Origin of the sequence: Vibrio ponticus, assembly GCF_009938225.1 — a bacterium.
GTDB lineage: Bacteria > Pseudomonadota > Gammaproteobacteria > Enterobacterales > Vibrionaceae > Vibrio > Vibrio ponticus.
Map to the genome: position 1 here is coordinate 585,290 of NZ_AP019657.1, position 12,617 is coordinate 597,906.

General features: G+C 45.9%; 9 protein-coding genes. 7 read left to right on the plus strand and 2 right to left on the minus strand.

The window, feature by feature from the left end; all coding sequences use genetic code 11:
* The first annotated feature begins 153 nt into the window (after positions 1 to 153).
* From GZN30_RS02620 to purF, 7 genes are all read left to right on the plus strand, one after another.
* Entirely contained in the window at positions 154 to 4,872 is a 4,719-nt protein-coding gene (locus GZN30_RS02620) for a FimV/HubP family polar landmark protein (protein WP_161987024.1), read from the plus strand.
* A gap of 125 nt (positions 4,873 to 4,997) precedes the next feature.
* Entirely contained in the window at positions 4,998 to 5,792 is a 795-nt protein-coding gene (gene truA, locus GZN30_RS02625; protein ID WP_075652257.1) for a tRNA pseudouridine(38-40) synthase TruA, read from the plus strand.
* Between the two features lie 223 nt (positions 5,793 to 6,015).
* Positions 6,016 to 6,942 carry an acetyl-CoA carboxylase, carboxyltransferase subunit beta gene (gene accD, locus GZN30_RS02630; protein WP_075652258.1) on the plus strand — a complete coding sequence of 309 codons (927 nt, stop codon included), beginning with the start codon at positions 6,016 to 6,018 and terminating at the stop codon, positions 6,940 to 6,942.
* Between the two features lie 43 nt (positions 6,943 to 6,985).
* Complete coding sequence (gene folC, locus GZN30_RS02635) at positions 6,986 to 8,251, plus strand: bifunctional tetrahydrofolate synthase/dihydrofolate synthase (RefSeq protein ID WP_075652259.1); 1,266 nt, start codon at positions 6,986 to 6,988, stop codon at positions 8,249 to 8,251.
* Entirely contained in the window at positions 8,252 to 8,788 is a 537-nt protein-coding gene (locus GZN30_RS02640) for an SPOR domain-containing protein (RefSeq protein WP_075652260.1), read from the plus strand.
* Positions 8,789 to 8,850: 62 nt separating this feature from the next.
* Positions 8,851 to 9,342: a CvpA family protein gene (locus tag GZN30_RS02645; protein WP_075652261.1), complete on the plus strand. Its 492-nt coding sequence runs from the start codon at positions 8,851 to 8,853 to the stop codon at positions 9,340 to 9,342.
* Between the two features lie 35 nt (positions 9,343 to 9,377).
* Positions 9,378 to 10,892: an amidophosphoribosyltransferase gene (gene purF / locus GZN30_RS02650; protein ID WP_075652262.1), complete on the plus strand. Its 1,515-nt coding sequence runs from the start codon at positions 9,378 to 9,380 to the stop codon at positions 10,890 to 10,892.
* A gap of 89 nt (positions 10,893 to 10,981) precedes the next feature.
* On the opposite strand, the gene znuB is transcribed toward purF, so the two are convergent.
* Together znuB and znuC are read right to left on the minus strand one after the other, a co-directional pair.
* Positions 10,982 to 11,764, minus strand: a complete 783-nt coding sequence (gene znuB / locus GZN30_RS02655; RefSeq protein ID WP_075652263.1) for a zinc ABC transporter permease subunit ZnuB — start codon at positions 11,762 to 11,764, stop codon at positions 10,982 to 10,984.
* On the minus strand, positions 11,757 to 12,545 hold the full coding sequence (znuC, locus tag GZN30_RS02660; protein ID WP_075652264.1) for a zinc ABC transporter ATP-binding protein ZnuC: 789 nt from the start codon (positions 12,543 to 12,545) through the stop codon (positions 11,757 to 11,759). Before znuC ends, znuB begins: the two co-directional genes overlap by 8 nt.
* Positions 12,546 to 12,617: the final 72 nt, after the last annotated feature.

A 12,617-nucleotide genomic window follows, 5' to 3' on the forward strand; every position in this document is an offset into this window, starting at 1 on the left:
TTTAGTCGATATTGAAAAAAATGTGTGAGATTAATGCGATTATTAAGCTAGGCACACATTTTTTGGCTCTACGGCTATAGTTTTGCCTCTATGATCCGATATATTTAGCAGATCATCGAAATTAATTATTAAGAGCACCGAGCTGAGCCTTCTATGCGTCGATTTCTTCAACGTCTATTAATGCCGATTGCATTGGTAGCCGTGACTCAGACAACCATTGTAAGTGCAGAGAGTATTCGCCTTACGGGACCGAATGGTGAGATTCAATCATCACCACAATTTTCTGAACAAATTACGCGCCGAGCTTCTTCTGCTAGCGAACCATCTCGTTTTTATGGTCCGACTAGTGGACAAGAGACACTATGGTCAGTGGCGTCACAACTTCGCCCATCTAATCAAGTGTCAGTCCAACAAACCCTGTTGGCGATTTATCAGCTCAACCCACAAGCGTTTGAAAATCAAAATATCCATACACTGATCCCGGGCAGTACTCTTCGTATCCCTTCTCTTGCTCAGGCTCGCAGTGTTTCGACCGATGAAGCTGTTCGTATTATGAACCTTCACCAAGCTCGCTTGGACGGTAACGCGCCAGCGCCAGCAAGTGCGTTGCCAGCTAAGCCTCAACCTGTGGCGACTCCAGCCCCGACAGTGGTTGAAAAACCGCAGTTGCCAAACCGCACACCAGCTATTACCAAGCCAGCGGTGGAGCCTAAGCCAGTTGCACCAACGGGTAAGCCAAAAGAAGTGGTTAATCTTGAGCAGCAACTGCAATCGTCAGAGTCGGAACTCGCTGCGCTTGAAGAGAAGAACCACAGACTGCGTTTGATGTTAGCAGACGTGCAGACTGAAGTTGATGGTCTGAAACAAGAGCTAGGTGATGAAAACCGTATTCGCTCAGAAGTCGAGAAATTATTAGAAGCAGAGCGTCAGCGATTAGCGGAAGAGAGCCGCAATGCGCCAAGCACGATGGATAACATTTTGTCCAATGGTTGGCTAGTAGGTGCGATGGCAGTGATCCCGGCGTTGTTGATTGGTCTGGTTGTGATGACCCTATTGGGTCGCAAGAAGGATGAATCTGAACAAGCTAACTCTGATGAACTCCAGTCTTCACCTAATGCACCGATTGCGCCTGTGGTTCCTGATACCTTAGATCAGGACGTTGAAGATGAGCTTGATCTTGATGACGATCTATTTGGCGAATCCAGTGATGATGATTTGTTATTCTCAGCAGAACTGGATGGTGAGCCGAGTAAAGATGATGACTTAGACGTCTTTGCTGACCTTGATGATAATGATCTTGACTTCAATTTAGAGAATGATGACGAAGATCCATTTGCCGCAATCAATGAAGATGGGGTATTGGATGAGTCTATTGCATCACCAGGTATTAGCAGTAACGGTATCAGCGTTGATGCAGAAGAGAAAGCGCTAGGTCTTGAAGAAATGGAGCGCGCGTTGGATGACGTCATCATTGAAGATGACCTGTCTGACGATGAGTTCGACCTGTCTGATTCACCAGTGGGTCAAGATGATATCGATGATCTATTTAATTCAGCGCAGAAGGACGTTGAGTTAGATGATGCGCTCGACCAAACCATGCTAGATGAGCTCTTAAGTGGTGATGTTGAAATCGAAGATGATGGTTCTGAATTAGATTTCGACAATCTGTTGGCAGAAGCGAGCGATGAAATTGAGGCGGAAAAAGATCCGGCTGAATCCGATGCGTTCAATGTCACGTCGGATGATGAAATTGACGCTTTGTTTGCCCAAGTTGAATCGCAAGCAACTGAACCGGACCAAGACGCTATACGCCAGTTAGAACAAGAGTCAACCGCGCTATTTGATGAGTTGCTAGCTAGCGACGAAGACGCACAACAGCCACTTGCTCAGTCAGGTGAGTTGGATGATCTACTCGACAGTGGCAAAGATGAGTTTGATTTGAGCTCAGATGATGACGATGTGGCATTGTTGGATGAGTGGCTAGATGACAGTGATGATGACTCGTTAGAGACGATTGATGCTGATTCAACGGCAATGCTCGATGAATTACTCGATGGTGATGACGAGCAAGCAGAGCAAGATGAGTTTGATCTAGAGTCGACCGCACTCCTCGATGAGCTACTTGATGATGACACATCTGATGATGCGTCGCCTGAGATTGACAAGCCGCAAAGTGATTTTGCGAGCGAGCTAAACAGCTTAACGGCTGAGAGCGACTCATCAGAAGCTGAGGATGATGCGTTTGATATCGATTCAATCGATTTGCTCGATGAGATGCTTGATGATGACGATGAATCGGCAACTCAATCGCCATATGACCAAGACAGTACCGACTTATTAGATGAACTTTTTAAAGATGATGACAGCGAAGATGATTTATCAATAGGTGACGATGGTACGGAGTTGTTCGAAGAACTGCTCGAGATTGAAAAGGGCGAGCCTCAAGCTGAAACGAATTCAGCATTTGATATTGACCAATTACTTGACGACGTTCAGTCAGAGCTGCCGCAAAGCGATAGTGAAGATCTGCTGGCGACCGAAGAGCAGAATACACCGTCGGTAGAACCATCACGTGAATTTTCAAGTGAAGATTTTGTTGATGACATGCTTGACGTGGCGCCAGAAGAAGATCCTCTGTTAGGTGAGTTCAGTTTTGACCAGCTTGGTGATGATGCTCAGCAACCAGAGCTTGACCAGCACAACAGTGCGGTAGAACAATCGTTGCCAGAGCCAGAGCCAGAGCCAGAGCCAGAGCCAGAGCCAGAGCCAGAGCCAGAGCCAGAGCAGCCTAAAGCAGCACTAGAGGCTGTTGAAAATGAATTTGGTATGCCAAGTGATGATGACTGGCTGGTGGATGATGATCAGGAAACCGCGAACGCATTAGCTGAGTTGCGCGGTGAGGAACCTGTAACGAACGCTGAGATTTCAGAGGATGATGAGTATCAACCGGTTTCTGATGCTGATTGGGCTGAGGTGGCTGAATGGGATAAAGAGTGGGACAAACAGCAAGCAGCGCAACAAACGTCGCCTGTTGAGCCGCAGTTATCAGAACAACCAGAATTAACCACTCATCAATCGATTGATGACGAGTTGAGCGAGCGTGAAGAGACTCCAATTGAGCTTGATGAGTTAGATTTACCTGAATACGGTGAAGAGCAAGCACTGGCTGATTTTGCTAATGAGCCAAGCTTTGATGCAAAAAGCGTCGAGAATGTTGATGCGCCAACGGCTGAAAACGCTGTCGCTGAATCTCAAGTTGAAAGTGAAGCGGCGCCAGCAGAAACGCTCGATAGCGATGAAATTGAATTCGACTTCGATGAGCTGGATTTGCCTGAATACGGTGAAGAGCAAGCGCTGGCTGATTTTGCTAATGAGCCAAGCTTTGATGCACAAAGTGCAGAGCGTGTTGATGCGCCAACGGCTGAAAACGCAGTTGCTGAACCTCAAGTTGAAAGTGAAGCGGCGCCAGCGCCAGCAGAAACGCTTGATAGCAATGAAATTGAATTCGACTTCGATGAGTTGGATTTGCCTGAATTCGGTGAAGAGCAAGCATTGGCAGATTTTGCTAATGAGTCAACGGCTGAAAACGCTGTCGCTGAACCTCAAGTTGAAAGTGAAGCGGCTCCAGCGTCTGCAGAAATGCTCGATAGCGACGAAATTGAATTCGACTTCGATGAGCTGGATTTACCAGAATACGGTGAAGAGCAAGCACTGGCAGATTTTGCTAATGAGCCAAGCTTTGATGCACAAAGTGCAGAGCGTGTTGATGCGCCAACGGCTGAAAACGCTGTTGCTGAACCACAAGTTGAAAGTGAAGCGGCACCAGTGCCAGCAGAAACGCTCGACAGCGATGACGTTGCATTTGATTTCGATGAGCGGGATTTACCAGAATATGGTGAAGAGCAAGCACTGGCGGACTTTGCAAATGAGCCAAGCTTTGATGCAACAAGCCTAGAAAGTGTTGATGCGCCAATGGCTGAAAACAGTGTTGCTGAACCTCAAATTGAAAGTGAAGCGGCGCCAACGCCAGCACCAGTAGAAAAGCTCGACAGCGATGAAATTGAATTTGACTTCGATGAGTTGGATTTGCCAAGCGCAGAATCTGCCGCTTCCGGCGAGCCAGATGAAACGATTCAAGATCACTTCTTAGATCGTACCTTAGATGAAGGCGATGTATTAGCTGGATTATTTGGCGGAGAGGATTTTGTTACCGGTTCATCGCAAGCGGCAGCACCGAGTGTTCAGCCGAGCGATTACGATGATGAGCGCACTTTGAGTGAACTTCTCGATGAAGAAGGCGAAGAGTTTCAGCCAATCACTAAACCGGTAGATCGCGAAGTGAGCGATTCAGCAGGTATGGATATCGATGCCATGCTTGAATTCGGCGGTGAAGATTGGAATGGCTTTAGTTTATCTCCGGAGCAGCAAGCGAGTATCTCAGATGATATTCCTGAAGATGAGCAGCAAATTTGGTCTAACGATAACCAACCCGCTCAAGCGAAGGTTCATAACGAAGATTGGGAAAGCCAAGAGGATCTCGCTGACTTTAACCCTCGCGATCATCAATATCGCACCATCGACGAATTGATGGCTGAAGTTGAGCAGCAAGAGGCTGGTTTCGACCCTGATACAGAAGAGCTCAAGCTAGATGTGGGGTTAGCGGATTTCCCTGATGTTATCGGCGAAATGAGCGACATCGATGTCGATTCGAACTCTGAAGCGGCAGGTAAACTGGATTTAGCTAAGATTTATATCGAGATGAATGATGCTTCTGGCGCGGTCAGACTACTAGAAGAAGCGATTGTCGATGGCAGTGATGAGATCCGTCGTGAAGCGAAAAGGCTGATCGATAGCATCAATAGTCGCGCCTAATCGCTTATCGTTAACCACGAAACATTATTAAAGGGGCTTATGCCCCTTTTGTTTTTATATCATGGGGTAGCGAGGGTATAGTAGTTTAGTTATACTTCCGACCCCATTTTCTAAGAGAGACCAAGATGAGAATCGCTTTAGGTATTGAGTATGATGGTACTCACTACTTTGGCTGGCAACGTCAAAGAGAAGTTCAAAGCGTGCAAGAGAAGCTTGAACGTGCATTAAGTATTGTCGCCAATCATCCGGTGGAAGTTCAATGTGCAGGACGCACTGATGCCGGCGTTCACGGCACTGGTCAGGTTGTCCACTTTGATACAACAGCCAACCGTAAAATGGTGGCTTGGATGATGGGTGTGAATGCTAATCTTCCCAAAGATATTGCGGTTAGATGGGCAAAAGAGGTTCCAGAAGAGTTTCATGCGCGTTTTTCTGCGACAGCACGCCGTTATCGTTACATCATCTTTAATAGCGCATTAAGACCAGGCATTTTGCATTCTGGCGTCAGCCACTATCATGGCGACTTAGATGAAGTAAAAATGCACCAAGCAGGTCAATACTTGCTGGGTGAAAATGACTTTACTTCATTCCGTGCAGTTCATTGTCAGTCACACAGTCCATGGCGTAATTTGATGCACTTAAACGTGACTCGCCACGGTCAATATGTGGTGATTGATATCAAAGCCAATGCGTTTGTACACCACATGGTGCGCAACATTACTGGTAGTCTGCTGTGTGTTGGACGTGGTGAACAAGATCCCGAGTGGATCAAATGGTTACTCGAAGCAAAAGATCGTAAATTGGCGGGCGCAACGGCAAAAGCAGAAGGTTTGTATCTGGTTGATGTGGATTACCCGCAAGAATTTGATCTGCCACGCGCTCCGATCGGTCCGCTATTTTTGCCAGATAATTTGAACTAATTTATAGTATTTAGTTCATAAATAAGAGTAATACCTCGTTAGGTCAGTGTGTTACATATGAGCTAACGAGACAGTCGAACGCCGTGTTGGAGTAGGGTAACAAAAATAGGTACAACCAGTTTTTTGTCTACACTTGGCATTTTATATGCTTTAATCCTCACGTATAAATTCAGATTTTATATCTTTCGCCTTGCGCGGAGGATTGATAGAGAAAAGGTCTTCCATGAGTTGGCTTGAAAAGATTTTAGAAAAAAGCAATATCGTAAGTTCTCGTAAAGCGTCTATCCCTGAAGGTGTTTGGACTAAATGTACTTCATGTGAGCAAGTGCTTTACCATGCTGAACTAGAGCGTAACCTAGAAGTATGTCCGAAATGTGACCATCACATGCGTATGAAAGCGCGTCGTCGTCTGGAAACATTCTTGGATGATACTAACCGTGTAGAACTTGCCAACGATCTTGAGCCACAAGACAAGCTTAAGTTTAAAGACTCTAAGCGTTACAAAGATCGTATCTCTGCTGCACAGAAAAGCAGTGGTGAGAAAGATGCACTTGTTGTAATGCAGGGTGAAGTTATAGGTATTCCTGTTGTAGCTTGTGCTTTTGAGTTCTCATTTATGGGCGGTTCAATGGGCTCTGTTGTTGGCGCTCGCTTTGTTAAAGCAGTAGAAGCGGCAATGGAAAACAACTGTGGTTTGGTTTGTTTCTCAGCCAGTGGCGGCGCACGTATGCAAGAGGCACTAATGTCTCTGATGCAGATGGCGAAAACCAGTGCGGCTCTAGAACGTTTATCACAAAAAGGTCTACCATTTATTTCGGTTATGACTGACCCAACCATGGGTGGTGTATCGGCAAGTTTAGCCATGCTGGGTGACATCAACATCGGTGAACCAAAAGCACTGATCGGTTTTGCGGGTCGTCGTGTAATTGAACAAACGGTGCGTGAAGACTTGCCAGAAGGTTTCCAGCGCAGTGAGTTCTTACTTGAGCATGGCGCGATCGATATGATTGTTGACCGCCGTGAAATGCGTCAACGTGTAAGCAGCATGCTCGCGAAATTGACCAATTCAGCTTCACCACTTGTTGTTTCTGTGAATGATTCTCCGCAAGAAGCTGAGTATTCTGTACCAGAAGCGGACGAAAAAGGGTAAAGTACCACTAACAAACAACCACGGAATCATTGGTTAAAGTTAGATGAGTCAGACTCTTATTCCTCAAGCCACATCTCCACTCGCGATGTGGCTTGATTATTTAGCAAATATACACACTTCAGCAATCGACCTCGGCTTAGATCGCGTTCAAGCGGTCGCTCAGAAAGCCAATTTGATCAAACCTGCTCCAACTGTAATAACTGTTGCCGGAACCAACGGTAAGGGCTCTACCTGTGCGTTAATGGAAGCCATCTTACTGGATGCTGGTTACTCAGTCGGTGTTTACAGTTCTCCACACCTGATTCGCTACAACGAGCGAGTACGCGTAAATGGTGAAGATCTCAGTGATGAAAAGCATACTCAAGCCTTCGACTTTATTGAAAAGCAACGCGGCGATATTAGCTTAAGCTTGTTTGAATATGGCACTTTGGCAGCATTGCGCTTATTCCAAACTGAAAAAGTTGATGTGGTGCTCCTTGAAGTTGGTCTTGGTGGTCGCTTAGATGCCACTAATGTTGTCGATCACGATGTCTCGGTCATTACCAGTTTGGCGATCGACCATGTCGATTGGCTGGGTGATGATATCAATGTGATCGGCTATGAGAAGGCGGGGATTTTCCGCAGCGGTAAACCGGCAATTTGTGGTCAGCCTAAAGCTCCAGCAACAGTGGCAGCCCATGCTGATGATATTCAAGCAGAGCTTTATCAAGTGGGTATTCAGTACAACTACACCCTGACAGAGGATAACACTTGGTGTTGGACTCATGGCTCTTATCAACTTGAAGCGCTACCGGTACCAAGTTTGCCTCTGCCAAATGCGGCAACGGCATTAATGGCACTCGCCACCGCTAACCTTGATATCAGTGACGTTAATATCGTTAACGGTTTAAATAATGCGACTTTGCCGGGTCGTATGCAGATCATTCATCAACAACCGATGGTGTTGCTTGATGTCGCACATAACCCGCATTCTGCCCAGTATCTAGTTGATCGAGTGCAACAGCAATATGTGAATAAAACCATTCACATGGTAGTCGCGATGCTGCATGACAAAGATATTAAATCGACATTAGAGATCTTGTCACCGCTTGCAAGTGCATGGTATCCGGCTTCATTGACGGGACCTCGTGCCGCGACAGCAGATGAATTGTGCCAACATCTGCCTGCAGAGCAGACGCAATATCCATCGCCAGTTGAAGCATTTGATGCGGCAATGACACAGGCGAAAGCAGAAGATGTCATTATCGTTGTCGGTTCATTCCATACTGTTGGTGAAGTATTAGAACACTGGCAGACAAAAGGAGAATAAATGGCAAGTAAGTTCCAAAATCGTTTAGTCGGTACCATCATCCTTGTTTCTATCGGGGTGATCGTGCTGCCTGACGTACTTGATGGTCAAAAAACGCATTACAAAGAAGAGACAGCAAGCATTCCAATTAAACCGGAGTTGGACAGTGATGTTGAAACTTTTGAGGTACTCGCTCCTGAAGATGACAGCGCTTCTTTACCGCCAACTCCCGTTGAAGTGGTGATTGAACAAAGTCAGCCAGAAGAAGTAGCCACCGTCAAAGTGGTTGAAAAAGAGGTGCCTGAGCGTAATCAATATCAAGAAAGCGCATGGATTATTCAATTGATGGCGCTAAAGAATGCTGACAATGCCGCTAACGTGGTTAAAGATCTGCAAAAGCGTGGCTATCAGGCTCATACAAAACTCGATAATGGTTTTACTCGAGTGATAATTGGTCCAGATGTGTCAAAAAATAAACTAGAGCGTCAGATCGCGGAGTTGGAAAAAATTACCGGCTCAAAAGGTCGATTGCTTAAATTTAAACCACTAAATCCTTAAGAAAACGTTTGCGTCGCCGTTTTTTCTGTTAAAATGCGCGCCAACTGAAGATGTGAATACACATGAATTGGTTAGATATTGTAATTTTGGGTGTGATTAGCCTATCGGCTTTAATCAGCCTTGTACGTGGTTTCGCTAAAGAAGCTTTGTCTCTGGTTATTTGGTTTGGTGCGTTTTTTATCGCCAGTCAGTACTACGCACGACTTGCTGTGTACTTCACCAAAATCGAAGATGAAATGTTTCGTAATGGCGCAGCCATCGCTGCTCTTTTTGTTGCCACGCTGATTGTAGGTGCGTTGGTTAACTATGTGATTGGGCAGTTGATCCAAAAAACGGGTTTGTCGGGTACAGACCGAGTGTTGGGGATTGTCTTTGGCGGATTGCGTGGCGTATTAATTGTTGCTGCAGTTCTGTTCTTTGTTGATACCTTCACGACGTTCAATCAAAGTGAATGGTGGACGACTTCGGAGTTAGTTCCTCATTTCAAATTGATTATTGAACCGTTTTTTGAACACCTACAAGCATCATCGAGTTTCTTATCTGGCGCGATTTAACGCGCCAGCCATTGTCGCAAATCGAGGGTTAGGACATGTGTGGTATTGTTGGAATCGTGGGCACAACGCCTGTTAATCAGTCTATTTATGACGCTTTGACTGTATTGCAGCACCGTGGCCAAGATGCCGCCGGTATTTGTACCATAGAAAGCAATCGTTTTCGTCTGCGTAAGGCGAACGGTTTAGTCAAGGATGTGTTTGAAGCGAGGCACATGCAAAGGTTGCAAGGTAACGTCGGAATAGGACATGTTCGTTACCCAACCGCAGGCAGTTCCAGTGCCTCAGAAGCTCAACCTTTCTACGTAAACTCTCCATTCGGTATCACTCTCGCCCACAACGGCAACCTCACTAACGCCAACGATGTGCGTGAAAAACTCTTCGCTAAAGACCGTCGTCACCTCAATACCACTTCTGATTCAGAAGTTCTGCTCAATGTCCTTGCTCACGAAATCGATACTGTCAAAGGTACAGTAACCGCAGAAGACGTTTTCCGCGCAGTGATGAATGTGCACCGTACTATTCGCGGCGCATACGCGGTTGCGGCGATGATCATTGGTCACGGCATGATTGCTTTTCGAGACCCTAAAGGGATTCGCCCTCTGTGTTTAGGTAAACGTGAAGTTGCAGGTCAAACAGAGTATATGGTTGCGTCTGAGTCAGTGGCATTAGATGCCGTTGGCTTTGACTTTATCCGTGACGTTTCTCCAGGTGAAGCGGTATATGTGACTTTTGATGGTCAATTACATACTCAGCAGTGTGCGGATAATCCACAACTTAACCCTTGTATGTTTGAATACGTCTATTTTGCGCGCCCAGACTCGTTCATTGACAAGATTTCAGTGTATGCCGCGCGCGTAGAGATGGGCAAAAAGCTGGGTGAACGTATTCGTGATGAATACAGCCACCTCGATATTGATGTTGTCATTCCTATCCCTGAAACATCGTGTGATATTGCGCTGCAAATTGCGCAAGCGATTGATGCGCCTTACCGCCAAGGCTTTGTTAAAAACCGTTATGTTGGTCGTACCTTTATCATGCCGGGTCAGCAGCAGCGTAAGAAATCAGTTCGCCGTAAACTGAATGCGATTCGCTCAGAGTTTAAAGATAAGAATGTTCTGTTGGTCGACGACTCGATCGTTCGCGGTACGACTTCAGAGCAGATCATCGAAATGGCGCGTGATTCTGGTGCTAAAAAAGTATTCATGGTTTCAGCTGCGCCAGAGATTCGTTTCCCGAACGTATACGGAATTGATATGCCAACTGCCAATGAGCTAATCGCGCATGGTCGTGATAACGAACAAATCTGTAAACAAATCGGTGCTGATGAACTGATTTTCCAAACGTTGGAAGATCTAGTCGCTGCGGTAGGTTCTGGTAACAATGATATTACCAAGTTTGAAACCTCAGTATTCAGTGGCGAGTATGTGACCGGTGACATCACGCAGCAATATTTAGAATATCTAGAATCGCTGCGTAGCGATGACGCGAAAACTCAGCTTGAGATTCAACAAGATTTAGCCAGCCTAGAACTCTATAACGAAGGTGCATAGCACCGCGGCTAACATATATTAAATGTATAGATAAGAAATAATAACTCAGTTGGTTAAAACCAAACGGCTTCCCGAGGGAAGCCGTTTTTTTATGCGATTTTCTTGAACTGACTCAGTAGGAATAGCGCAGCAGCGCTGATAACCACCGAAGGACCGGCGGGGGTATCGAAGTGCCAAGAGAGGCTCAGTCCGGCGAGTACCGCTATCATACCAATAATGGATGCCACCATAGCCATTTGCTCAGGAGTGCGAGCAAATCGTCTTGCTGTTGCGCCTGGAATAATTAATAGCGAAGTGATAATCAATGCGCCGACAAACTTCATTCCAACAGCGATAACTAAGCCAACCAACAGCATCAAAATAAGGCGCATTAAGTCAACATTATGACCTTCTACGCTCGCCAGCTCTTCGTTGATGGTGGTTGAAAGCAGTGGACGCCAAAATAGCATCAAAATAAGCCCGACCACGACAACACCGGAATAGATAAAAATTAAATCCTGTGGTGATACTGCCAACAAGTCACCAAATAGGTAACTCATTAAATCGATTCGTACGTCGTCAAGAAAACTTACTGCGACCAAGCCAAGCGAGAGGGCGCTATGGGCGAGAATGCCAAGTAATGTATCGGCAGCAACAACCTGTTGTCTCTGCAGCGTCACCAAAATCACCGCTAACACTAAGCAGCATACAACAAGGGCGAGATATAGGTTGACATCAAATAGAAATCCAAACGCTAAACCCATCAGTGAAGCGTGCGCTAAAGTGTCACCGAAGTAAGCCATTTTTCGCCATACAACAAATGAACCAAGCGGACCGGCAATTAAAGCGATTCCCAGACCTGCGAGAATAGAGGGAAGTAAAAACTCAATCATGATGATGGTGACCGTGTGAATGATGAGAGCAGCTTGAGCGTTCACCACCAACAGCTTGACCTGCTAAGTCGTGGTGGTGGTGATCATGTTGATGATGATAAAACGCGAGTTTTTCTTGGCGCGTTTCGCCAAATAATGCAATGTATTTTGGGTGCTGAGTAATCGTTGCTGGCGCACCGGAACAACAGATATGGTGATGCAAACAGATCACATGATCGGTTTTTGCCATCACTAAATGCAAGTCGTGCGAAACCATAAATACCGCACAGTTAAAACGGTGACGAATGGTATCGATAAGATCATAAAGATCGATTTGTCCTTGAACATCGACGCCTTGAGCTGGCTCATCCAATACCAGTAAATCAGGTCTTTGCAACAGTGCTCGCGCCAATAGAACTCGTTGAGTTTCGCCACCGGATAACGCATGCATGTCACTGTTGAGTAGGTGCTGTGCTCCGGTTAGAGTCAGTGACTCTTGAATTTCTTGTTGGCTAAAGCGTCCAGCCAGGCGTAGAAAGCGCGAAACATCCAATGGCAACGTTTCATTCAGTTTCAGTTTTTGCGGAACATAACCAATTTTGAGTTTCTTCGGTTTTATGATGGAACCTTGGTAGCGCTTCTGTAAGCCGAGCAAAACTTTAACCAAGGTTGATTTACCTGCTCCATTAGGTCCAACGAGGGTAATGATTTCGCCTTTATTGATGCTCAAACTGACGTTGTCTAATACTTGTCGTCCGTCAAACTGAACATTGATATTGGATAGCTCGATGAGCGCGGTCATGAATAGAACTCATTTGCAATTGACTAATGTTATAATGTAACATTTATTCCTCACTAATTCTATACAGTCGTG